Origin of the sequence: Nonomuraea purpurea, from assembly GCF_042650645.1 — a bacterium.
Taxonomy (GTDB): Bacteria; Actinomycetota; Actinomycetes; order Streptosporangiales; family Streptosporangiaceae; genus Nonomuraea; species Nonomuraea purpurea.
The window spans coordinates 268,447-290,366 of sequence record NZ_JBHSBI010000009.1 but is presented as its reverse complement, the minus strand read 5'-3'; the positions used below and the strand labels follow the sequence as shown (position 1 = coordinate 290,366).

At 69.2% G+C, this 21,920-nt stretch carries 22 protein-coding genes; 5 read left to right on the top strand and 17 right to left on the bottom strand.

Annotation, left to right across the window (positions count from 1 at the left end):
* Positions 1–124: 124 nt before the first annotated feature.
* The 5 genes from ACFOY2_RS20130 to infC form a co-directional block, all read right to left on the bottom strand.
* A complete protein-coding gene (locus ACFOY2_RS20130) occupies positions 125–1,216 on the bottom strand; it encodes a sensor histidine kinase (protein WP_379529581.1) in 1,092 nt (363 codons plus the stop codon).
* Between the two features lie 50 nt (positions 1,217–1,266).
* Positions 1,267–2,070 (bottom strand): TrmH family RNA methyltransferase, encoded by an 804-nt coding sequence (locus ACFOY2_RS20125; protein WP_379529580.1) that lies wholly within the window; start codon positions 2,068–2,070, stop codon positions 1,267–1,269.
* A 156-nt stretch (positions 2,071–2,226) separates the two neighbouring features.
* The gene (gene rplT, locus ACFOY2_RS20120) at positions 2,227–2,610 is read right to left on the bottom strand and encodes a 50S ribosomal protein L20 (RefSeq protein WP_219538506.1); all 384 of its coding nucleotides are present in this window, start codon (positions 2,608–2,610) and stop codon (positions 2,227–2,229) included.
* A 24-nt stretch (positions 2,611–2,634) separates the two neighbouring features.
* Positions 2,635–2,829, bottom strand: coding sequence for a 50S ribosomal protein L35 (rpmI, locus tag ACFOY2_RS20115; protein WP_379529579.1), 195 nt, complete (start codon positions 2,827–2,829; stop codon positions 2,635–2,637).
* A 124-nt stretch (positions 2,830–2,953) separates the two neighbouring features.
* Positions 2,954–3,634 carry a translation initiation factor IF-3 gene (infC, locus tag ACFOY2_RS20110; RefSeq protein WP_449290139.1) on the bottom strand — a complete coding sequence of 227 codons (681 nt, stop codon included), beginning with the start codon at positions 3,632–3,634 and terminating at the stop codon, positions 2,954–2,956.
* Between the two features lie 253 nt (positions 3,635–3,887).
* Here infC and ACFOY2_RS20105 point away from each other — a divergent pair, with 253 nt between their 5' ends.
* Entirely contained in the window at positions 3,888–4,169 is a 282-nt protein-coding gene (locus ACFOY2_RS20105; RefSeq protein WP_379529578.1) for a type II toxin-antitoxin system Phd/YefM family antitoxin, read from the top strand.
* Positions 4,166–4,585 (top strand): type II toxin-antitoxin system VapC family toxin, encoded by a 420-nt coding sequence (locus ACFOY2_RS20100; protein WP_379529577.1) that lies wholly within the window; start codon positions 4,166–4,168, stop codon positions 4,583–4,585. Before ACFOY2_RS20105 ends, ACFOY2_RS20100 begins: the two co-directional genes overlap by 4 nt.
* Here the strand turns inward: ACFOY2_RS20100 and ACFOY2_RS20095 are convergent.
* The 9 genes from ACFOY2_RS20095 to ACFOY2_RS20055 form a co-directional block, all read right to left on the bottom strand.
* Positions 4,557–5,414: a shikimate dehydrogenase gene (locus tag ACFOY2_RS20095; protein ID WP_379529576.1), complete on the bottom strand. Its 858-nt coding sequence runs from the start codon at positions 5,412–5,414 to the stop codon at positions 4,557–4,559. The two genes, ACFOY2_RS20100 and ACFOY2_RS20095, sit on opposite strands and share 29 nt — an antisense overlap.
* A 542-nt stretch (positions 5,415–5,956) precedes the next feature.
* Complete coding sequence (gene mltG, locus ACFOY2_RS20090; RefSeq protein WP_379529575.1) at positions 5,957–7,114, bottom strand: endolytic transglycosylase MltG; 1,158 nt, start codon at positions 7,112–7,114, stop codon at positions 5,957–5,959.
* Positions 7,115–7,328: 214 nt separating this feature from the next.
* A complete protein-coding gene (mltG, locus tag ACFOY2_RS20085; RefSeq protein ID WP_379529574.1) occupies positions 7,329–8,684 on the bottom strand; it encodes an endolytic transglycosylase MltG in 1,356 nt (451 codons plus the stop codon).
* Positions 8,681–9,160 (bottom strand): Holliday junction resolvase RuvX, encoded by a 480-nt coding sequence (gene ruvX / locus ACFOY2_RS20080; protein WP_357816294.1) that lies wholly within the window; start codon positions 9,158–9,160, stop codon positions 8,681–8,683. Before ruvX ends, mltG (ACFOY2_RS20085) begins: the two co-directional genes overlap by 4 nt.
* 1 nt (position 9,161) lies before the next feature.
* On the bottom strand, positions 9,162–11,834 hold the full coding sequence (gene alaS / locus ACFOY2_RS20075) for an alanine--tRNA ligase (protein WP_379529573.1): 2,673 nt from the start codon (positions 11,832–11,834) through the stop codon (positions 9,162–9,164).
* Between the two features lie 21 nt (positions 11,835–11,855).
* Complete coding sequence (locus tag ACFOY2_RS20070; RefSeq protein WP_379529572.1) at positions 11,856–12,074, bottom strand: hypothetical protein; 219 nt, start codon at positions 12,072–12,074, stop codon at positions 11,856–11,858.
* Between the two features lie 8 nt (positions 12,075–12,082).
* Positions 12,083–12,472: a DUF948 domain-containing protein gene (locus ACFOY2_RS20065; RefSeq protein ID WP_379529571.1), complete on the bottom strand. Its 390-nt coding sequence runs from the start codon at positions 12,470–12,472 to the stop codon at positions 12,083–12,085.
* A 501-nt stretch (positions 12,473–12,973) separates the two neighbouring features.
* Complete coding sequence (locus ACFOY2_RS20060) at positions 12,974–14,215, bottom strand: replication-associated recombination protein A (protein ID WP_449290138.1); 1,242 nt, start codon at positions 14,213–14,215, stop codon at positions 12,974–12,976.
* Positions 14,216–14,334: 119 nt separating this feature from the next.
* The gene (locus ACFOY2_RS20055; RefSeq protein ID WP_379529569.1) at positions 14,335–14,814 is read right to left on the bottom strand and encodes a DUF2231 domain-containing protein; all 480 of its coding nucleotides are present in this window, start codon (positions 14,812–14,814) and stop codon (positions 14,335–14,337) included.
* Between the two features lie 169 nt (positions 14,815–14,983).
* Between ACFOY2_RS20055 and ACFOY2_RS20050 the strand changes: the two genes are divergently transcribed.
* On the top strand, positions 14,984–15,874 hold the full coding sequence (locus ACFOY2_RS20050; protein WP_379529568.1) for a peptidylprolyl isomerase: 891 nt from the start codon (positions 14,984–14,986) through the stop codon (positions 15,872–15,874).
* 54 nt (positions 15,875–15,928) lie between these two features.
* Here ACFOY2_RS20050 and aspS read toward each other — a convergent pair whose 3' ends face one another.
* The 3 genes from aspS to ACFOY2_RS20035 are packed head-to-tail and all read right to left on the bottom strand — an operon-like array spanning position 15,929 to position 19,598.
* Positions 15,929–17,665 carry an aspartate--tRNA ligase gene (gene aspS, locus ACFOY2_RS20045; protein WP_379529567.1) on the bottom strand — a complete coding sequence of 579 codons (1,737 nt, stop codon included), beginning with the start codon at positions 17,663–17,665 and terminating at the stop codon, positions 15,929–15,931.
* Positions 17,662–18,918 carry a histidine--tRNA ligase gene (gene hisS / locus ACFOY2_RS20040; protein ID WP_379529566.1) on the bottom strand — a complete coding sequence of 419 codons (1,257 nt, stop codon included), beginning with the start codon at positions 18,916–18,918 and terminating at the stop codon, positions 17,662–17,664. The genes aspS and hisS overlap by 4 nt, the downstream gene beginning before the upstream one ends.
* Positions 18,918–19,598 (bottom strand): MBL fold metallo-hydrolase, encoded by a 681-nt coding sequence (locus tag ACFOY2_RS20035; RefSeq protein WP_379529565.1) that lies wholly within the window; start codon positions 19,596–19,598, stop codon positions 18,918–18,920. Before ACFOY2_RS20035 ends, hisS begins: the two co-directional genes overlap by 1 nt.
* 138 nt (positions 19,599–19,736) lie before the next feature.
* Here ACFOY2_RS20035 and ACFOY2_RS20030 point away from each other — a divergent pair, with 138 nt between their 5' ends.
* Both ACFOY2_RS20030 and ACFOY2_RS20025 read left to right on the top strand, forming a co-directional pair.
* Positions 19,737–20,621: a peptidylprolyl isomerase gene (locus tag ACFOY2_RS20030; protein WP_379529564.1), complete on the top strand. Its 885-nt coding sequence runs from the start codon at positions 19,737–19,739 to the stop codon at positions 20,619–20,621.
* Positions 20,622–20,683: 62 nt separating this feature from the next.
* Entirely contained in the window at positions 20,684–21,913 is a 1,230-nt protein-coding gene (locus tag ACFOY2_RS20025; protein WP_379529563.1) for a DUF349 domain-containing protein, read from the top strand.
* Positions 21,914–21,920 lie beyond the last annotated feature (7 nt).

The following is a 21,920-nucleotide window of genomic DNA, read 5'->3' as shown; positions in this document are numbered from 1 at the left end:
CGGGACACCTCGTCGGCATGCAACGGTGTCACCTCGACGGGGTCGTAGTCAGACAAGAGTGAGCTCCGTATCCAGGGCTTGAGCGGAAAAGAGTCTAGTGGGACCCGCCCACCGGGCCGACTCGTCAGACAGCCGCGAAGTCGGGTGTGCCGGTGGGCACGGTAAATCGGAACTCCGCCCCGCCCTCGGGCGCCCGCTGCACGATGATGGTGCCGCCGTGCGCCTCGACCAGGCCCTTGACGATGAACAGGCCGAGCCCGGTGCCACCGCGCCTACGGCTGTTGCCGCCCCGCCAGAACTGCCTGAAGACGCGCGGAGCCAGCTCGGGCTCGATGCCCTCGCCCTCATCGCGCACCGACACGGCGACTCCCCATCCGACGGACTCGATCTCGATTGTCACAGTGCCACGCCCGTGGCGCAGCGCGTTTTCCACCAGGTTACCCAGAATCTGGTCGATCTTGTCCTGGTCGAGCCACATCTCGGGCAGGTCGTCGCCGGCGATCAGCTTGAAGCGCTCCTCGGCCTCGCCGGCCGCGACCCGGCCCGCGATGAGCCGGCGTGTCCTGGCGGAGATGTCGACGACCTGGCGGCGTACCTCCAGCCGCCCCGACTCGATGCGCGAGACGTCGAGCAGCTCGGTGATGAGCCTGGTGACGCGGTCGGCGTCGTTGTTGACGGTTTCGAGCATGACGCGCTTCTGCTCGTCGGTGAAACGCGTCCATTTGGCCAGCATGGTCGCCGTGAACCCCTTGACGCTGGTCAGCGGCGAGCGCAACTCGTGAGCCACGGTCGAGACCAGGTCGGCGCGGCTGCGTTCGAGCCGGGCGCGGGCACCGCCGTCGCGCAGGGTGATCGCGACGCGCTCGACCTCGCCGCCGCGCTCGGGCTCGCGGACGAGCCTGGCGGCGACGTAGAGCTCCTGGCCGCCCGGCAGGTGCAGCGGCCGCTCCGGCACTCTGCTGCGCGTACGCAGCCCGCCCTCCGGGTCGAGGGCCTTCCACCACTCGCGCCCGTCATGATCCCGGAACGGGAACACGTCGTTCATCTGCCTACCGACCGCGCGCTCCATGGGGACGCCCGTCAGCCTCGAGGCGGCCCGGTTGACCGCCACCACACAGCCGAACCTGTCGGTCACGATGAGGCCGTCGGGAAGGTCGTCGATGGCTATCGTGCACGCGGCCGCTACCACTCGACCGTCGGTGTCTGCGCCGTGCACGACCTCGCCTCCTCCGCCTACAACGCCGACAATAGCGGGTTTCCACCGGGCTAGGGCACTCGCTGCGCCCTGGCCGAGGAGTAAAGGCATACCGCCGCCGCGGTGGCCAGGTTGAGGCTCTCAGCCTGTCCGTAGATGGGCACTCTGACCACATCGTCCGCCTCGGCGAGCACCTCCTCCGGCAGTCCCCATGCCTCGTTGCCGAAGATCCAGGCCGTCGGACCTGAAAGATCGACATCGTCGAGCGTGTGCTTGCCCGTGCCGTCCGCCGCCAGCACGCGCAGCCCCCGCTCCCTCAGTTGACGCACGGCGGCGCCGACCGGTGCACCGATGACGACGGGAAGATGGAACAGACTTCCCACCGAGGCGCGCACACACTTGCCGTTGTACGGATCGACGGAGGCGTCGGTGAACACCACCGCGTCGGCCCCCGCCGCGTCGGCCGCCCGCATCACGGTGCCGGCGTTGCCCGGGTCGCGTACGTGGGCCAGCAGCGCCACCAGGCTGGGCGTGCCCTTCAGCGCCTCCTCCAGGGGCACGTGCACCAGCTCGCAGACCGCCACCAGCCCCTGCGGGGTCACGGTCTGGGACAGCTCCGACATGACCTCGCCACTGGCCCGGTGGATCGGGACGCCCTTGAGCGTGGCCTCGGTGATCAGCTCGGGATGGCGCAGCTCGGCCTCGGCCGTGCTGAACAGCTCCAGCGTGACGCCGTCGAGCCTGAGCGCCTCGCGCACGGCCTGCGGCCCCTCGGCCAGGAACCTGCGGTCCTGTTCCCTGAAGGCCCGCTTGGTGAGCCGCCTGGCCGCCTTCACCCGCGGCGACCTCACATTGGTCAGCTCAGACCCCGCCATGCTCTCCCCCTGGTACATACGGCAAAGGGCCCACCGTCAGCGGTGGGCCCCGTTACCGATGAGAAACCTGCCGGGCAAACTGCCACCACGGCCTCAACCGGGCACGCGGAGGGACGGCAGGCCAAAGAACAGGTTTCCCGTCGGTCAAGACTGTTTTCAGCTCGCGGCCGGAGCGTTCACGTTCGCCGGGAGCGCCTTCTTGGCGGCCTCGACGAGCGTGGCGAAGGTCTGGCTGTCGTTGACCGCGAGGTCGGCGAGGATCTTACGGTCGACCTCGATGTTGGCCAGACGCAGACCCTGGATCAGGCGGTTGTAGGTCATGCCGTTCTGACGGGCGGCGGCGTTGATGCGCTGAATCCACAGACGACGGAAGGCGCCCTTGCGGTCCTTGCGGTCCCGGTAGGCGTACGTCATCGAGTGGAGCATCTGCTCCTTGGCCTTGCGGTAAAGACGTGACCGCTGGCCACGGTAACCGCTCGCCCTTTCGAGGACGACCTTGCGCTTCTTCTTGGCGTTGAGCGCCCGCTTCACGCGTGCCATGTTTCTTCTCCCCGGGGGTTCGCGCTACTTGGCGAGCAGTTTCTTGATCTTCTTGGAATCGGCGTCGGAAAGGACGACCTCGGACTTGAGACGGCGCGTCAGCCTGGACGACTTCCACTCGTTGTAGTGCGCACGATTGGCACGGCGACGCTTGATCTTGCCGGAACCGGTGACCCGGAACCGCTTTTTCGCACCGCTGTGCGTCTTCATCTTCGGCATGTCGCCGTCTCTCCTCGTTTCGGTCGTGCCTCTGACCGGGCCGGTGCTGGCCGACCCGGTAGCGGCGTCTTCGTCTGCCGGTGGCGTAATCGGGGTGCTCTGTAAGGCTAACCCCAACCGCGGGTCATGCTTCCTGTACGGAAGCTTCCTCCTGTACGGAAGCGTCCTCGCTGCCACGCTGAGCCTTGGCTGCGGCCTTTTCGGCCTTGGCCTCGGCTTTCTTCTTGTGCGGACCGATCACCATGATCATGTTACGGCCGTCCTGCTTGGCGTGGGACTCCACGAACCCCAGCTCCTGAACGTCGTCCGCCAGCCGCTGCAGCAGCCGGAAGCCGAGCTCGGGCCGGGACTGCTCGCGTCCACGGAACATGATCGTGACTTTGACCTTGTCCCCCGCCTTGAGGAACCGCACCACGTGACCCTTCTTGGTCTCGTAGTCGTGCGGGTCGATCTTCGGCCGGAGCTTGATCTCCTTGATGATCGTGTGCGCCTGATTCTTGCGCGCCTCGCGCGCCTTCATCGCGGACTCGTACTTGAACTTGCCGTAGTCCATGAGCTTGCACACGGGCGGTCGAGCCGTGGCCGCGACCTCGACGAGGTCGAGGTCGGCCTCCTGGGCGAGCTTCAGGGCGTCGTGAATGGAGACGATGCCTACCTGCTCGCCGTTCGGGCCCACGAGGCGAACCTCGGGAACTCGGATACGCTCGTTGATGCGGGGCTCAGTGCTGATGGGGCCTCCTAGGTTTGCGATCCCTACGTGCTCGTCGTACGGGGAGCCCCTCGCTGAACGCGAAAAGCCCCGCACGTCGCGCATGCGGGGCCACTGAGCTCTTCGGCTTCGTGGCCTTTGAGCTCCCCGGAGTAGTCCGGCGTGATCCTGGACCCGGCCGCCTTCTGGCGACTCAGGTGGGAGGGAGACCTCCGCTTGCGCGTCCAGCAAGGCATGCCGGACCGATCAGGGAGCTACATTACCACAACCACGCAGCATGCTCGAATCATCCCCGCAGGCCAAGGTCGCCACGATAAACTTCTGTCCAGAATAGACAGAAAGGGGCCGCATGACCACAAGAACCGCAGAAGCGACAAAGTGGCAGCTCCAGGAGGCCAAGCAGCGCTTCAGCGAAGTCGTCAGGAAGGCCCAGGACGAGGGCCCGCAGATCGTCACCAGGCATGGAAAGGATGTGGCGGTCATCCTCGATATGGAGGAGTACCGCCAACTGAAGGGGAAGCAACCAGACTTCAAGGAGTTCCTGCTGTCAGGACCCGACCTGAGCGAGCTCGACCTCACCCGCGACAAGAGCACCGCGATGAGGGAGATCGACTTCGAGGGCATCGAGTGAGCTACATCCTGGACACCAATGTCGTTTCGGAGATGACCAAGCGCACCAGAGACAACAATGTGCAGGCCTGGCTCGACACCATCACCGGCCCCGACATCTACCTGAGCGTCATGGTGTTCGGCGAAATCCGCAAAGGCGTGGAGATTCTGCGCCGCCGCGACCCGATGCGGGCGGACACCTACGAGTCATGGCTCGGCCGGCTGCAGCACGAGTTCAGGACCCGGGTCCTGCCGGTAACCGTCGCCGTGGCGCAGGAATGGGGTCGGCTCCACGCCATCCGGCCGCTGCCCATCGTCGACGGGCTCATCGCCGCCACCGCCCGTACGCACGACTGGGTCCTTGTCACACGCAACGTGAAGGACTTCACTGGGCTTGACGTGAAGACGATCAATCCGTTCGACTGGCCGACCGCCTGAAAATCTCGGCCTCACCGGCCGCGCGCATGGCCTCCACCGGCACATCGGTGCGGCCGGTCATCAGCTCCACCTGTCGCACCGCCTGGTGCAGCAGCATCGCGAACCCCCCGACCACCGTGCCGCCCGCCTCCAGAACGGCCGTCGCCGCGTGCGTCGGCCAGGGCGAGTACACCACGTCGAACAGCGCGGGCACCCCCGCCAGCCGGTCGGCGTAGGCGTCGGCCGCCCCGCCCGGCAGCGTGGACACCACCAGATCCACCCCGGTGAAGGCGTCGAGTTTGTCGAAGGTCTCCACCGCCAGCGCCACGCCCAGCCGCTCGGCCACCTCTGCCGTCTCTCCGGCCCTGGACGGATCGCGTACCAGCAGGGTCGCCGAGAACAGCCCGAGGTTGCGCAGCGCCGCCAGCGCGGAGGCGGTGTCCGCCCCTCCGCCGAGCACGGTCGCCGACCGTGGCGCCGGCACCCCCGCCTCCGCCAGCGCCTGCTCGATGCCGTAGACGTCGGTGTTGTCGCCGTGACCCCGCCCGTCGCGGAACACCAAGGTGTTGGCCCCGCCGACCTCGACGGCCAGCTCGGACACGGTGTCGAGCAGGGGCAGCACGGCCCGCTTGAGCGGCATCGTCAGCGACAGGCCCGCCCAGGCGTCCCCGTCGCCGGGCTCCTGCCCGCGCACCGGCACCAGCTCCCGCATCAACCCCGGCAGCCGCGCCTCATCGCACTCGAACGCCTCGTAACGCCAGTCGTCGAGGCCCATGGCCTCGTAGGCGGCCCTGTGCAGGTACGGCGAGAGCGAATGACCGATGGGCGATCCCATCACCGCAGCGCGCATCCCCCACTCCTTCCGAACAGCACGACCTTACGCCAACCCCACCCCCGCAAACGCCCCTCGGCCCAACACCCGGATACCGCTCCCGCCCGCCCAACGACGGACCCGGCCCTCGAACGGGCCTCCCACCGGGCAGCTCCCCACGCAATGGTTCCCCCCAAGGGTGAGCTCCTGGGGCGGTCGGCGAGGGGAGGGCGGCACCACGGCGCGGCACGACCCCCGGCGCGGCCACCGCTCGGCACGGTGACGAACCAGCGAGACCGTCCAAACGGCACCGGGGTGGGTAGGCGGGCTCCGAGCGCCGGGTCGGCGAAGCCGTCGCGGCTCGCGGCGGCCGGGGCCCAGCCCTCAGCCGCCGCTGCACCCGGCAACCGTCAGCCCCACTCGCGACGTCCCGGCCAACCGTCAACGGCCGCCCAGGAACCCAGTGGCCACCACGGTGCCCGGGGAGCCATCAAAGCCGCCACCGCGTCCAGACGGCCGTCGGCAGCCACCCCGCCCGGATGCCCGGCCCGGCCTTCACGCCGCCCGGGCGCGGCCGGTCGTCAGTTGCCGTTGGCCTTGTATTTGGCCAGCAGCGCCGCAAATTCCGCGTCTGTGGTGGCGAACTCGGTGACGTTGCTCCTCTTCGGGTCGGTGGCGACGAAGAAGAGCCAGGACCCCTTCTCCGGATTCAGCGCCGCCTCGATGGCGTGGTCACCCGGGTTGGCGATCGGCCCAGGCGGCAGGCCGAGGTGCCGGTAGGTGTTGTACGGATGATTGATCTTCGTCTCCGCGTCGGTGGCGGCGTGGCCGTTCTTCTTCAGCGCGTACATGATCGTGCTGTCCATCTTCAGCTCCATCTCCGGCTCGTGGTTGAGCCGGTTGTAGATGACCCTGGAGATCTTCCCCATGTCCTCGTACCGACCGGCCTCGGCCTGGATGATGCTGGCGATGATGATGATGTCGCGCGGCGAGCGCCCGAGCGCCTTGGCGCCGTCCTCGATGTCGTACTGCTCCGCCGTCTGTTTGAAGCGCTCGACCATCGCCGCCAGCATCTGCTTCGGCGTGGTCTTCGGCTGGAACCGGTAGGTGGCGGGGAAGGCGTACCCCTCCAACTTGCCTCCGGCGTAGGAGGGCAGGTCGAGCGCGTCGGTGTCCTTGGCCGCGGCCTGGAACTCCTTGACCGGCTTGCCGGTCTGCTCGGCGAGCTTGGCGAGGGTGTCGGACAGTCGCCAGCCTTCCGGGATCCTCGCCTGGACGAGCAGTTGGTTCTGCGGGGAGAGCATCGCCACCGCGCTGGCGGCCGACATCTTCTTACGCAGCTTGTACTCGCCGGGCTGCAGCGAGGCGCTCTTGTTGGCGTTGCCGATCGCGTTGACGAACGCTTTGGCGCTGGCCACGACTCCCAGCCGCTCCAGCTCCGTCGCCACTTCAGAAGCGCTCTGGCCCTGCTGGATCTCGAGGACGACCTCGCCGGTGCCCTGACCGGTGAAGTCGTCGGGTACGAGCGCGTCGCTGACCCACAGGTAGCCGTAGTAGCCGCCACCGCCGATGATGCCCGCCAGCACCACGAAGGCGAGCAACGGCGCGAGGAACCCGCCTCGGTTGCGGCGCCTGCGCCGCCGGCGCCCGCCGCGTTTGCCCGAGCCACGGGTGCGGCGCCGGGTACGACCTTCGTCGTCCTCGGCGCCGAGCAAGGTGTTCAGATCGAGATCGTTCATAGGTGCGCTGGCCAATCTCCCGGTGCGGCCGGCCGGACGTCAAGCAGAACTGCCCAACCGGCACGGGTAACCGAGCGGAACTGGGGGAACCACCGGCCATCGTGCCACGATGGCCAGCGGAGATCACACTGAGTAGCCATGCTACGGGATGAGAAGAGGACAGATGCCCCGTTTTGAGGCATTTGTGCGGGATCAGTGAAGGTCCCGTCGAACATCAGCTCGCCCCGAGGTTCTTATTCAACTCTTCCCGGTATCTCACGAACTCGCTCTCTTTGTTGGTGAATTTGGTGATTCTATGCGCCGGATCCGTCGTCACAAACCAGTGCCAATCGCCCTCGGCGGGGTTCAAGGCGGCTATCAGCGCCTTCTCTCCGGGGTTGGCTATGGGTCCGGGCGGGAGCCCCTTATGCACGTAGGTGTTGTAGAGAGAGTTGACCTTGGTGTCACGCTCCGTAATCTTGAGTGTGCGGCGGTTCTGGGCGTAGAGGACGGTGCTGTCGATCTCCAACTTGGTGCCCTTCGCCAGGCGGTTGTAGATCACCCTGGAGATCTTCGGGTAGTCCTCGTCGGTGCCACCCTCCGCCTGGATCATGCTGGCCACCGTGACGGCCTGGAGCGGCGTCAGGTGCATCCGGGCGGCCTGCTCCTCCAGCCCGACCTCCCTGGCCGCGGCGGCGAAACGTTCGGCCATCGCCGCCAGCACGTCCACGGCCGTGTCGCCGGGCTCAATCTCGTACGTGGCCGGGAACAGGAACCCTTCGAGCCCCTGCGCGTATTTGGGCAGCCCAATGAGAGCCTGGTCGACGCCCTGCAACTCCTTGAGCGACAGTCCGGTCTGCTTGGCGACGCGGGCCAGCACCTCACTCACCCGCATGCCCTCGGGCAGCGTGACCCGCCGCACGACCCTGGAAGCGGGCGCGAGCAGCAGGTCGAGCGCCGCCCCCGCCGCCATGCCCTTGCGCAGCCGGTAGTGGCCTGGCCGCAACCGGTCGCTGACCGCGCGCTTCTCGGCCGCGTTCACGAACGACCGCGCGCTGGCCACCACCCCGGCCTCGGCCAGCGTGGAGCCGATGGCCTCCGCGCTCGAACCGGGCGCGATCCGCACGGTCACCGTGCCGCTGCCCGGCCCGTCGAAGTCGTCGGGGCTCAGGTACGGCTTGAGCACCGCGACCGCCCCTACCCCCAGGGCCAGCACCCCGGCGACCAGCCCCGCGGAAACGAGGCCGGCCTTGCGCATGGCCCCTCGGCGCCGCGCGCGCAACGGAATGACCTCGGCCTCAGCGGCCGCAGGGCCGGGGGCGGGCGCGGGCCGGGGCCGTTTGCCGCCCTGTAGCTCGCCATCTTCGGGCACGGGCGCGGGCCGGGGCCGTCTGCCGCCCTGCGGCTCGCCGTCTTCAGGCACGGGCCCAGACCGGGGCCGTCTGCCACCCTGCGGCTCGCCGTCTTCAGGCTCAGGCTCGGGCCGAGGCCGTCTGCCGCCCTGCGGCTCGCCATCTTCGGGCGCGCCGTCTCCGGAACGGAACGGGATCACGTCGCCGACGTCGTCCTCGTCCTCAGGCGTGCCGTTCATGAGGCAGGTCCGTCGGCCGCGGTGGGCGGTTCGACGGGCCTGCCTGGTGGTCTTTCCGTGGCGCGCTCGGAGTCGAGCGCGTCCTGCAGCAGCACGACCGCGGCCGCCTGGTCGACGACCCCGCGCTGCTTCTTGGCCTTCACGCCGCTGGCCCGCAGCCCCTGCTGCGCGGCCACGGTGGTCAGCCGCTCGTCGAACAGCCGCACGGGCGTCGGGGCCAGCCGGCGCGCGAGCGCGACGGCGAACTGGCGCGCCAGCTCAGCCGCCTGGCCCTCACGCCCCGACAGCGACCTGGGCAACCCGACCACGACCTCGATCGCCTCGTGCTCCGCGACGATCGCGGCGATGCGGTCGAGGTCGCCCTTTCCACGTCGGACGGTCTCCACCGGCGTGGCCAGCATCCCCGAAGGGTCGCTGCGGGCCACGCCGACGCGTACGGAGCCGACGTCCACGCCGATCCGTGAACCGAACCTCATGTCAGCCGAGCTGCTCTCCGATGGCCTGTTCGACCAGGCGAAGCGCGTCGCCGATCGCCTCCGGCCGTGTGCCGCCGCCTTGCGCGACATCGTCCTTGCCGCCACCGCCACCCCCAAGAGCCTTGGCGGCGACGCCTACCAGTTGCCCGGCCTTGAGCCCCCGCTCGCGCCCCGCCTCGTTGACCGTGGCAACCACCACCGGCCGGTCGGAGGGGGCGCCGGCGATCACGACGACCGCCGGCCTGTCGGCCGGGAACCTGCCACGCACATCAAGCGCGAGCTTACGCAGATCGTCGGCGCCGGTGCCATCAGGCGCGCGGTGTGTCACGACGGAGACACCCTGCAGGTCACGCGGCTGGGACGCGAGGTCGCCCGCCACCTGGAGCACCTGCGCGGAGCGGAGTTTGTCCAGCTCCTTCTCCGCTGTGCGCAGCCGGGTGACGATGCCGTCGATGCGCTCGGGCAGCTCCTCGCGCCGCGCCTTGAGCTGCTCGGTGAGCTGGGCGACCAGCACGCTCTCGCGGGCCAGGAAGCGGAAGGCGTCGATGCCGACCAGCGCCTCGACCCGGCGCACGCCCGCGCCGACCGACTGCTCGCCCAGCACCTTGACCAGGCCGAGCTGGCCGGAGCTGTGGACGTGGGTGCCGCCGCACAGTTCACGCGAGTAGTCGCCGATCTCGACCACGCGGACCTCGTCGCCGTACTTCTCGCCGAACATGGCCAGCGCGCCCATCGCCCTGGCCTCGGCCTGCGAGGTGTAGAAGGCGTTGACCTTGAGGTCGTTGATGAGCACGGCGTTGACCTCGTCCTCGACGTCGCGCAGCACGCTCGGCGGCACCGCGCCCGCCGCGGTGAAGTCGAAGCGGAAGCGACCGGGCGAGTTCTCAGAACCGGCCTGCGCCGCCGTCTCGCCGAGCGCGTTCTTGAAGCCGCGGTGGACGAGGTGGGTGGCGCTGTGGCTGCGCGAGATCGCGCGGCGGCGCTCGAGGTCGATCTCCGCCTGCGCCTCGTCGCCGATCTTGAGCTCGCCGCTGCGGACCTTGCCCCGGTGCACGACGAGCCCCGCCAACGGCGACTGCACGTCGACGATCTCGACCTCGGCGCCGCTGGTGCGGATCAGGCCCTGGTCGGCGAGCTGGCCGCCGCCTTCGGCGTAGAACGGGGTGCGCTGCAGCACGACCTCCACGGTCGTGCCCGCGCCCGCCGTGGGAACGGACACGCCGTCGACGAGGATGCCGACGATGCTGGTGTCGGCCTCGGTCTGGTCGTAGCCGAGGAACTCGACCTTGCCCGCCGACTCCAGCAGCTCGCCGAAGACGGAGATGTCGGCGTTGCCGGTCTTCTTCGCCGCGGCGTCGGCCTTGGCCGTCTCCCGCTGCTCCTTCATCAGGCGGCGGAAGCCCTCCTCGTCGACCTTGAGCCCGTGCTCGGCCGCCATCTCCAGCGTCAGGTCGATCGGGAAGCCGTAGGTGTCGTGGAGCTTGAACGCCTGGTCGCCGGCGATCATGGTGCCGGACTTGCGCTTGGTCTCCTCCACGGCCACGTCGAAGATCGCGGTGCCGGTGCGGAGCGTGCCGAGGAAGGACGCCTCCTCCGCGTCGACGATCCCGTGGATCTGCGGCGCGTCGGCTTTGAGCTCGGGGTACTGCTCGCCCATGACATTGATCGCCACGTCGGTGAGCGCGTGCATGTAGCGCTCGTCGCCGGAGCCGAGCAGGCGCAGGTTGCGGATGCTGCGGCGCAGGATGCGGCGCAGGACGTAGCCGCGGCCCTCGTTGCCGGGCAGCACGCCGTCGGCGACCAGCATCGTGCCGGTGCGGACGTGGTCGGCGACGACCCGCAGGCTGACGTCGGCGCGATGGTCGCGCCCGTAGCGGGTCTTGGTGAGCTCGGCCGCCTTGTCGAGGATCTTGTAGGTGGTGTCGATCTCGTAGAGGTTGTCGACGCCCTGCAGGATCGTCGCCATGCGCTCCAGGCCCATGCCGGTGTCGATGTTCTTGGCGGGCAACTCGCCGGCCACGTCGAAGTCGACCTTGGTGCGGACCGCGCTGAGCTGGTATTGCATGAAGACGAGGTTCCACACCTCGAGGTAGCGGTCCTCGTCGGCGACGGGGCCGCCCTCCTTGCCGTACTCGGGGCCGCGGTCGTAGTAGATCTCCGAGCAGGGGCCGCCGGGGCCGGGCACGCCCATGTGCCAGTAATTGTCCTCGAGGCCGCGGCGCTGGATGCGCGCCTCGGACACGCCGACGCGGTTGCGCCAGATGTCGTAGGCCTCGTCGTCGTCGTGGTAGACGGTCGCCCAGAGCCGCTCTTCAGGGAAGCCGAAGCCGCCGTCGGACTCGGACTTGGTGAGCAGCTCCCACGCGAACGGGATCACTTCGGGCTTGAAGTAGTCGCCGAAGGAGAAGTTGCCCAGCATCTGGAAGAACGTCGCGTGCCGCGTGGTCTTGCCGACCTCGTCGATGTCGGGGGTGCGCACGCACTTCTGCGCGGTGGCCAGCCGGGGCGCCGGAGGCTTGCGCTGCCCCAGGAAGTACGGCTTGAGCGGCGCCATACCGGCAGGAACCAGGAGAAGCGTGGGGTCCTCAGCGATCAGGCTGGCCGAGGGCACTACCTTGTGCCCACGCTCCTCGAAGAAGCGCAGGAAGCGGCGGGCGATCTCTGCCGACTCCATCTTGGCCATCCTTTACGTTAGTCAGTTGTCGTCTTCAGCGTTGCCGAGCCCGAAGCGTGCTCGCAACTCGGTTTCACGCTCGGCGGCCTCGCCGAGCGCGTCAGAAGTAAAGTCTCTCACCTGCCGGAGCATGCCCGCGGCGTTGTCGGCCGTCCTGTGGACGACGTGGCTGGGATGAAGGGCCTGCAGTCTGCGCATCACCCAGAACGTGATGAACGCGCCGAGCGACAGGTAGAACAACCTCCGGATCATCGCGCCCGCCTCGCCTGCCCGGACGCGCGCCTGGGCGGCCTGCGGGCCTCGATGGCGCGCCGCACGCCGTAGCCGAGCGACGACACCTTGATCAGCGGTCCGGTGAAGATGGTCTGCGTGACCGCGCTCAGCTTGGCGGCGTGGCCGCTGACCTCCTTGACGTCCTTGGTGATCGCTTCGACGGCGACCAACCGCCTGTTGGTCTCGTTGACGGTGATGCTCACGTCGTCGAGCAGGGGCGTCAGGCGGTCGTTGAGGTCGGAGACGGCCTTGGTGGTCTCCGTGAGCAGCTTGGCCAGCTTGACGAGCACCATGGCCAGCACGCAGACCAGGACCACCCAGCCCGTCGCCGCGATCAGCCCGGCGACCTCTCCAGCGGTAAGCATGCGCTCATCTCCCTCGTACGCTGGGCCGGAACGGCACGACCTTACCGCGTTCGAGTGACAACGTTTGTGATCTCGCCCGCCGGAGGTCAGGCCGCCCCGCCTGGGCCCGGGGGCCCGCCCCAGGACGCGCACGGCCCTGACCTCCGGCGCGACCAGCCGCTCCTTGAGCGCCGTGTCCACGGCGTGTTCAGCCGCTCTGCCGCCGCGGCAGCCGCCCATGTGGTGGCCCCATGAGAGCAGGGCCGCATACGCGAGCACACCGGGCGACGGGCATCACCCCGAGCGCCAGCGACGCGGAACAGCGCTCCAAGGAGCGCAAGCGACGGCCGAGACGAGACCGCAAGCGGCCGGCGAGCGCAGGCGACAGTCCGATGAGGCGCTGCGCCACTGGAGGTAACCGTCGCCATCCTGAGGGACCGCACGTCGAAGACGTCGCTGCCGGGCGGCAGCGGCCGTTACATCGAGGGGATTGTCGCGAATGCCCTGGGTTTTCCTGTGAGCTCAGGAGCCGCGCAGGAAGTCGCGAATCTTGGCCCACCGTTCGGCCACCGGCGCCTCGGCCCCGTGGCGTGTCGGCTCGTAGTAGCGCTTGTCGCGCACCTGCTCGGGCGCGTACTCCTGGCGCACCAGCCCGTGGTCGAAGTCGTGCGGGTACTTGTAGCCGTCTCCGTGGCCGAGTTTGGCCGCCCCGGCATAGTGGGCGTCGCGCAGGTGGCCGGGCACCTGGCCGATGAGCCCCCGCCGGACGTCGCCGACGGCCGCCCCGATGGCCTTGACGACGGCGTTGGACTTGGGCGCCATGGCGCAGTGGATGACGGCGTGGGCGAGGGTGATCTGTCCCTCGGGCAGCCCGATGAGCTGCACGGCCTGGGCCGCGGCCACCGCCGTCTGCAGGCAGGTGGGGTCGGCCATGCCCACGTCCTCGGAGGCGAAGATGACGATGCGGCGCGCGATGAAGCGCGGGTCCTCCCCCGCCTCGATCATGCGGGCGAGGTAGTGGAGCGCGGCGTCGGCGTCGGATCCGCGCATCGACTTGATGAAGGCGCTGATCACGTCGTAGTGCTGGTCGCCCTGCCGGTCGTAGCGGACGGCCGCCTTGTCGACGGCCTTCTCCACGACCTCGACGGTGATGTCGTCGGCCAGCAGCGCGGCCGCCTCCAGGTAGGTCAGCGACCTGCGCGCGTCGCCGCCCGCCAGGCGTACGAGATGTTCCAGGGCCTCGGGGGCCAGGGTGGCGCCCTCGCCGAGGCCGCGCGGGTCGGCCACGGCCCGCTTCAGCACGGCCCGCACGTCGTCGTCGGACAGGGATTCCAGCGTCAGCAGCAACGAGCGTGACAGCAGCGGCGAGATGACGGAGAAGAACGGGTTTTCCGTGGTCGCGCCGATGAAGGTGACCCAGCGGTTCTCCACGGCGGGCAGCAGGGCGTCCTGCTGGGCCTTGTTGAAGCGGTGCACCTCGTCCACGAACAGCACGGTCTGCCGGCCGCTCATGCCGAGTTCGCGCCGCGCGTTGTCGATGGCGGCCCGCACGTCCTTGACCCCGGCGGAGACGGCGGAGATCTCGACGAAGCGGCGCTTGGTGACGTTGGAGACGACGTAGGCCAGCGTGGTCTTGCCGGTGCCGGGCGGCCCCCACAGGAACAGCGACATGGGAGCCTCGCTCTCGACCAGGCGCCGCAGCGGGGTGCCTGAGCCGAGCAGGTGACGCTGGCCGATCACCTCGTCGAGCGTGCGCGGCCGCATCCGTACCGCGAGGGGCTGTGGGGTGGCCTCCTCGGCCGCAGAATCGAACAGGCTATCCACAACGCGAGATTACACGCTGACCAGGGTCCGAAGGGCCCTGATGGCGCAGGACCGAGCCCCTACCCCCAGACGGCTCTGGCCCCGGAGTCTCCGGCGCGGAAGACGAAATATCCGGCCACCACGGCCAGCACCAGCGTCGCCGCCGACAGCGTGAGCGTCGCGGGGCGGCCGAACCTGTCGCGGCCGACCGAGTCGCGGGCCGGGCTGGTGGCGTACACGAGCAGCAGCGCCGCCGCGGCCAGCCCGAGCGCCGACAGCAGCAGCGGGGTGGCGAAGCTCTGGTGCGTGGCGATGCGCCCGGCCAGCGGCCCGTCCACCGTGGCGAAGCGGGCCTCCTTGAGGCTCTCGCCACTCTCCTTGGCCGCGAAGACCGCCACGGGCGTGGCCAGGGAGAGCAGCACCACCGCCCACGCCGCGAACGTCCGCCAGCGCGGTATCAGCGCGTAGGCCACGGCGACGGCGACCAGCAGCGGGGTCAGCACCACGGCGAAGTGGATGATCAGGGGATGGGCCGGCAGGCCCAGGATCTGGTCGAACATGGGTGACTCCTTTAGTGCTCATTTCAACTACGAATTCCAGCACCGTACGGTTCGCCGTCACTCTGAGCACAGCCGACCGCTTTCTCCACTTACATCCGGCACATGTCAGTGACCGGTAGCATTCGGCGAGTTGTTGGTCATGTGTCGGCAAAGATGAAGGAGACAAGCGGTGAGCGGCGACGACCGCCAGAGCGAGCTGGCGCGGGAGCACAAGGAGCGGCAGGAGAAGCGCGCAGCCGCCGAACAGACCGCCAAGGCGAGGCGGAACACCTTCATCGGCGCGGGCGTGGCCGTGGTCGTGGTCGCGGGCGGAGTCTTCGCGGCGACCACCCTGGTCGGCGGGGACGACTCCCAGAAGGTCTCGGCGGCGAGCACGCCGTCGGCCTCGGCATCGACCTCCCCACCGCCGACGAGCCTGCCGAGCACGGCTCCGAAGAAGGCGAAGGACATCTCCTGCGCCTACAAGCGTGACAATTCCGTTCCCCACAAGTTCGTGGGGCTGCCGGGCCAGAGGCCCAACCTCAAGCTCAAGACGATGACCGTGACCACCAACCACGGTGACATCGTGATCGAGATCGACCCGAACTCCACCCCGTGCTCGGTCAACTCGATGGCGTTCCTGGCCAAGAAGGGCTTCTACGAGAACACCAAGTGCCACCGGCTGGTGACGCCCGAGACGGCCGGCCTGTTCCTGCTGCAGTGCGGCGACCCGCAGGCCAAGGCCGACGGCAAGAACCCGACCGACGGCCAGGGCAACGCGGGCTACACGTTCCTGGACGAGGCCGTGGGCGTGGTCCCCTACACCAGGGGCGTGGTGTTCCTGACCCAGCCCGAGGGGGCGGAGGGCCAGAACAGCAGCCAGTTCGCCATTTCGGTGTCGGACGAGAACACCCAGATCCAGCCGGATTACTCGACGCTGGGCATGGTCACCTCCGGCCTGGAGATCATCGAGAAGGTCGCCAAGGACGGCTTCCTCATCAACAAGGACGACATCACCGGCGACGGCGGCTCCACCGCGCCGAAGAACCCGATCATCATCAAGAAGGTCACGCTCAAGTAGCCGGGGAACGCGAAAGGGGGGAACGGCGGGCGCCGTTCCCCCCTTTCGTCGTCGTCAGGCCTCGGTCTTGGGGCGGGCGTCCACGCCCGCCTCCTTGCGCTGGTCCACGGTGATCGGCGTGGGCGCGCCCGTGAGCGGGTCGAAGCCGGAGGCCGTCTTCGGGAAGGCGATCACGTCACGGATCGACTCGCCGCCCGACAGCAGCATGCAGATCCGGTCCCAGCCGTAGGCGATGCCGCCGTGCGGCGGAGGGCCGTACTTGAAGGCCTCCAGCAGGAAGCCGAACTTGCTCTCGGCCTCCTCCTTGGAGATGCCGAGCACGTCGAACACGCGCTGCTGCATCTCGGCCCGGTGGATACGGATCGAGCCGCCGCCGATCTCCATGCCGTTGCAGACCATGTCGTAGGCGTAGGCGAGCGCCTCGCCGGGGTGGTCCTGGAAGTTGTCGGCCCATTCCGGCTTGGGGCCGGTGAACGGGTGGTGCACGGCCGTCCAGCCGCCCTCGCCGTCCTCCTCGAACATGGGGGCGTCCACGACCCACAGGAACGCCCACTGCGACTCGTCGATCAGCCCGCAGCGGCGGCCGATCTCCAGCCGGGCCGCGCCCAGCAGGTCGCGCGCGGCGTTCCTGGCGCCGGCGGCGAAGAAGATCGCATCGCCCGGCTCGGCCCCGACCTTCGCGGCCAGACCGGACAGCTCCTGCTCCGAAAGGTTCTTGGCGACCGGGCCGCCGAGCGTGCCGTCCGGCTGGACCAGCACGTAGGCCAGGCCCTTGGCGCCGCGCGAGCGGGCCCAGTCCTGCCAGCCGTCGAGCTCCTTGCGGGTCTGCGCGGCCCCGCCCGGCATGACCACCGCGCCGACGTAGTCGGCCTGGAAGACGCGGAAGGAGGTGTCGGAGAAGTATTCGGTCATCTCGACGAGTTCCTGGCCGAAGCGCAGGTCGGGCTTGTCGGAGCCGTAACGGGCCATGGCGTCGGCGTAGGTCATGCGCGGCAGCGGCGTCGGCAGCTCGTAACCGACGATCTCCTTCCACAGCCTGCCGATCAGCTGCTCGCCCACCTCGATGACGTCCTCCTGGTCCACGAAGGACATCTCGACGTCGATCTGGGTGAACTCCGGCTGCCTGTCGGCCCGCAGGTCCTCGTCGCGGTAGCACTTGGCGAGCTGGTAGTAGCGCTCGAGGCCGGCGACCTGAAGGAGCTGCTTGAACAACTGGGGCGACTGCGGCAGGGCGTACCAGTTGCCCGGCTGCAGGCGCACGGGCACCAGGAAGTCGCGCGCGCCCTCCGGGGTGGAGCGGGTCAGCGTGGGCGTCTCGACGTAGACGAAGCCGAGCTCGTGCATGACCTCGTTGGCCAGGTAGGTGGCCTTGGAGCGGGTGCGCATGGCGGCGGCCACCTGCTGGCGGCGGATGTCGAGGTAGCGGTACTTCAGCCGCGCCTCCTCCGACACCCCCACGTTGCCCTCGATCGGGAACGGCAGCGGCGCGGACTCGCTCAGCACCTCAACCCGGTCGGCCACGACCTCGATCGCGCCTGTGGGCAGATCGGGGTTCTCGTTGCCCTCGGGGCGCACCCGGACCTGGCCGACGACCTTCACGCAGTATTCGGCGCGCAGGTCGTGGGCGTGGTCCTCTTCGCGGAAGACCACCTGCGCCGAGCCGGAGGCGTCACGCAGGTCGATGAAGACCACCCCGCCGTGGTCGCGGCGGCGGGCCACCCATCCCGCGAGCGTCACCTGCTGCCCGGCGTGCTCCTGGCGGAGCGACCCGGCGGTATGCGTGCGGATCACTGCACTTTCCCCTTCAAAACATCGACGACCTGGGCCAAGGGCACCTCGGTCTGCTCAGCGGTGGTCAGGTCTTTCACTTGCACGGCCTCGGCCGCCAGGTCACGCTCGCCCAGGATCAGCGCGAAGCGGGCGCCGGAACGGTCGGCCCCCTTCATGGCCCCCTTGAGCCCCTTGCCGCCGAAGGCCATGTCGGCGGCGACGCCGGCCGCGCGCAGCTCGCTCAGGAGCCTGAACATCGCCCGCGCCGCCTCATCGCCCAGCGCCACACCGTACACCTCGCAGCGGGGCGGGGTGTCGAGAGCGACGCCTTCGCGATCAAGGGCGATGACGGTGCGGTCGAGGCCGAGCCCGAAGCCGATGCCGGGCAGCGGCGGACCGCCGATGGCCTCCGACAGCCCGTCGTAGCGGCCGCCGCCGCCGATGCCGGACTGCGCGCCCAGCAGCGGGTGGTCGAACTCGAAGGTGGTGCGGGTGTAGTAGTCGAGCCCGCGTACCAGCCGGGGCGCGTCCTGCCACGGGATGTCCAGATCGGCCAGGAACTGCTTGACGCGGTCGTGGTAGGCCTTGCAGTCGGGGCAGAGGTGGTCGCCGATGAGCGGGGCGCCCTCGAGTTGCGCGCGCACCTCGGGACGCTTGTCGTCGAGCACGCGCAACGGGTTGATCTCGATTCGGGCTCTGGTGGGCTCGTCGAGGTCGAGCGCGCGCAGGAACTCCTGCAGCCGGGCCCGGTAGATCGGGCGGCACTCCTTGCAGCCCAGCGAGTTGAGCAGCAGCCGCACCTGGGTCAGACCGATCGCGGAGTACCACTGCCAGGCCAGCGCGATGGTCTCGGCGTCGACGGCCGGGTCCTCGCTGCCGATCGCCTCCAGGTCGAGCTGGAAGAACTGGCGATAGCGGCCCTCCTGGGGCGCCTCGGCGCGGAACACCGGCCCATCGGTCCAAACCTTCACCGGGAGCTGGCCGCGGTGCAGGCCGTACTCCAGGACCGCGCGCAGCACGCCGGCGGTGAACTCCGGGCGCAGCGTCAGCGACCTGCCGCCGCGATCGGTGAAGGTGTACATCTCCTTGCTGACGACGTCGGTGGACTCGCCGACGCCGCGCGCGAACAGCTGGGTGTCCTCGAAGACCGCCGTCTCCAGGTGGGCGTATCCGGCGCGCCGGGCCGTCTCCGCGAACGCCGCGCGGATCGCGTAGAACGTCGACGCCTGAGGTGGAACGTATTCTTTGACACCTTTGGGTGCTTGGAAGCTCATTAGATCCCTCGTGTGGGACCGGCGTGCGGCGCAGCCTCTTTCAGGTACGGGTTGCTCGCGCGCTCGCGGCCGATCGTGGTCTGTGGTCCGTGGCCCGGCAGGACGACCGTATCGTCAGGCAGCGGCAGACACTTGGTAGCCAGGCTGCGCAGGATCGTCGGATAGTCGCCGCCGGGAAGGTCGCAGCGGCCGATGGAGCCGGCGAACAGCAGGTCGCCCGAGAACATGATCTCGTCGCCGGGCAGCCGGAAGCTCACCGACCCCCTGGTATGGCCGGGCGTGTGGTCGACCACGAGCTCCAGGCCGGCGAGCCGGAGCACGGCTCCGTCGGACAGCTCGCGCACGTCGTCGGGCTCGCTCAGCGTGATGCCGCCGAACAGCGAGGCGCTGGTGCCTGACCAGCCCGCGGCCGGGTCGCTCAGCAGGTGGCGGTCTTCGGGATGGATCCACGCGGGGACGTCACGGGCGCCGCAGACCGGGGCCACCGACCAGACGTGGTCGAGGTGGCCGTGGGTGAGCAGCACGGCGACCGGCTTGAGCCGGTGCTCGCGCAGCAGCTCCTCGACGCCTTCCGTGGCGTCCTGGCCGGGATCGACGATCACGCACTCCTCGCCGGCGGCCGGCGCGACGACGTAACAATTGGTCTGGAAGGCCCCTGCGGGGAAGCCTGCGATGAGCATCTGCCTCAGGTGATCTCGTCGAAAAGCCAATGGGAATGTAACCGAAGGGTACCGGTGCGGGTCGCCGGGCTGCGAATCATTACCCGTTGGCCGATACGATTCGCCCACCTCAGTTGATTGACTATGGGAGGCAAAGCGGTGGCCACGGGGAAGGACCGGCAGAAGCAGCTCGCGCGCGAGCACTACGAGCGGCAGATGCAGCGCCGAATCGAGCGAGAGCACAAGGCCAAGCGCACGGCGATCATCGGATCCACCGTGGGCGTCGTCATCGTGGTCGGCGGCATCGTTGCCGCGGTGGCGGTGCTCGGGGGCAATGACACGCAGACCGAGGCGGCGGCCTCGCCTTCGGCCTCGGCCTCGGCGGCCGACACCGCCGCCGCGGAGCAGCCGCCCGCGGGGCCGAAGCCCTACGACGCGGCGACGGGCTCCTGCGACTACGTCGCCGACACGTCCGGCGGGCAGGTCAAGGATGTCGGCATGCCGCCGGCGAAGGTCAAGACGACTCCGGCGATCAAGACGATGACGTTCAACACGAATCTGGGCGACATCGTGGTCGAGCTCGACAACGCCAAGGCGCCGTGCACGACCAACTCGCTGGAGTTCCTGGCGAACAAGAAGTACTACGACGGCAGCAAGTGCCACCGGCTGGGCAGCCAGCAGTTCCCGATGCTGCAGTGCGGCGACCCGACGGCCAAGGCCGACGGGAAGAGCCAGGGTGACGGGTCCGGCGGGCCCGGCTACGTGATGGCCGAGGAGAACCTCCAGGGCGCCCAGTACAAGCGCGGCGTGATGGCGATGGCCAAAACGCAGGCGAAGGGCAGCACCGGGAGCCAGTTCTTCCTCGTTTACGGAGACATCGGGCTCACCCCGGATTACACGCCGGTGGGTACGATCACCAAGGGGCTCGACATCCTGGACAAGGTGAACAAAGCAGGCATCATCGCCGACGCCATGGGTGACGGGACGGGGGCGCCGAAGGAAACCGTCGAAATCAAAGACGTGACAATCGCCGGCAAGAGCTGACGTAATACAAACTAGGGACGAAGTAGTCCCGAAGGGTCTGATGGATAGTGCGGGAGGACACGGTGAGCACCGACCCGTGGGGCCGGGTAGACGACGACGGCACCGTCTACGTGCGTACGGCTGAGGGAGAGCGAGCCGTCGGCTCCTGGCAGGCCGGTGAACCCGAAGAGGCACTGGCCTACTTCCATCGCAAGTACGACGAGCTGGCCGGCCAGGTGCAACTGCTCGAACAGCGCGTCAGGGGCACCGATCTGGCTCCGGCCCAGGCCGAGACGAGCATCGCCAAGCTGCGTGAGGCCGTCGCGGACGCCCACGCCATCGGCGACCTGGCCGCGCTGACGGCCAGGCTCGACGGCCTGACGGAGCTGGTCGGCCAGCGCCGCGAGGAGGTGAAGGCAGCTCGCGAGGTGGCGCGCGCGGAGGCCAGGGCGGTCAAGGAGCGCATCGTCGCCGAGGCCGAGCGCATCGCCGACGAGACCACCCACTGGAAGTCGGGCGGCGAACGCCTGCGCCAGCTCGTCGAGGAGTGGAAGGCCGCCGACCGCATCGACAGGGTCACCGAGGCCTCGCTGTGGAAGCGGTTGTCGGCGGCGCGCACGGCCTTCGCCAAGCGGCGCAAGGTGTACTTCGCGGGGCTGGACGAGCAGCGCGAGGGCGTGCGCGCGGCCAAGGAGCGCATCGTCGCCGAGGCCGAGGCGATCGCCGGCTCGACCGACTGGGGCACGACCGCGGCGATCTACCGCGAGCTGATGCAGCAGTGGAAGAGCGCGGGCCGGGCCTCGCGCGAGGCGGAGGACGAGCTGTGGGCCCGCTTCAAGGGCGCCCAGGACCAGTTCTTCCAGGCGCGCTCGGCGGTCTTCGCCGAGCGTGACGCCTCGCTGGCGGCCAATGCGGAGGTCAAGGAGGAGCTGCTGGCCGAGGCCGAGAAGATCCTTCCTGTCACCGACGTGCGCACGGCCAGGTCGGCGCTGCGCCACATCCTGGAGCGGTGGGAGGCCGCCGGCCCCGTGCCGCGCGAGCAGCGCGACCGGCTCGAAGGCGGGCTGCGCAAGGTGGACGACGCCGTGCGCAAGGCCGAGGACGCCGAGTGGAAGCGCTCCAACCCCGAGGCCAGGGCACGCGCGCAGAGCACGGTCGACCAGCTCCGCACCTCGATCGAGCAGCTGGAGAAGCGGCTGGCCAAGGCCCAGGCCGCCGGGCGCGCCAAGGACATCAAGGAGACCGAGGAGGCGCTCATCGCCCGCCGCTCGTGGTTGGAGGAGGCCGAGCGCACGCTGACCGAGTTCAGTTGATCCCGGT

Coding starts and splice junctions, on each gene's coding strand:
- ACFOY2_RS20125 (WP_379529580.1), bottom strand. CDS start 2,070: ATGGCGGGGTCTGAGCTGACCAATGTGAGGTCGCCGCGGGTGAAGGCG.
- rplT (WP_219538506.1), bottom strand. CDS start 2,610: ATGGCACGCGTGAAGCGGGCGCTCAACGCCAAGAAGAAGCGCAAGGTC.
- rpmI (WP_379529579.1), bottom strand. CDS start 2,829: ATGCCGAAGATGAAGACGCACAGCGGTGCGAAAAAGCGGTTCCGGGTC.
- ACFOY2_RS20105 (WP_379529578.1), top strand. CDS start 3,888: ATGACCACAAGAACCGCAGAAGCGACAAAGTGGCAGCTCCAGGAGGCC.
- ACFOY2_RS20095 (WP_379529576.1), bottom strand. CDS start 5,414: ATGCGCGCTGCGGTGATGGGATCGCCCATCGGTCATTCGCTCTCGCCG.
- mltG (WP_379529575.1), bottom strand. CDS start 7,114: ATGAACGATCTCGATCTGAACACCTTGCTCGGCGCCGAGGACGACGAA.
- mltG (WP_379529574.1), bottom strand. CDS start 8,684: ATGAACGGCACGCCTGAGGACGAGGACGACGTCGGCGACGTGATCCCG.
- ruvX (WP_357816294.1), bottom strand. CDS start 9,160: ATGAGGTTCGGTTCACGGATCGGCGTGGACGTCGGCTCCGTACGCGTC.
- alaS (WP_379529573.1), bottom strand. CDS start 11,834: ATGGAGTCGGCAGAGATCGCCCGCCGCTTCCTGCGCTTCTTCGAGGAG.
- ACFOY2_RS20065 (WP_379529571.1), bottom strand. CDS start 12,472: ATGCTTACCGCTGGAGAGGTCGCCGGGCTGATCGCGGCGACGGGCTGG.
- ACFOY2_RS20060 (WP_449290138.1), bottom strand. CDS start 14,215: ATGCGGCCGCGCACGCTCGACGAGGTGATCGGCCAGCGTCACCTGCTC.
- ACFOY2_RS20055 (WP_379529569.1), bottom strand. CDS start 14,814: ATGTTCGACCAGATCCTGGGCCTGCCGGCCCATCCCCTGATCATCCAC.
- hisS (WP_379529566.1), bottom strand. CDS start 18,918: ATGAGCTTCCAAGCACCCAAAGGTGTCAAAGAATACGTTCCACCTCAG.
- ACFOY2_RS20035 (WP_379529565.1), bottom strand. CDS start 19,598: ATGCTCATCGCAGGCTTCCCCGCAGGGGCCTTCCAGACCAATTGTTAC.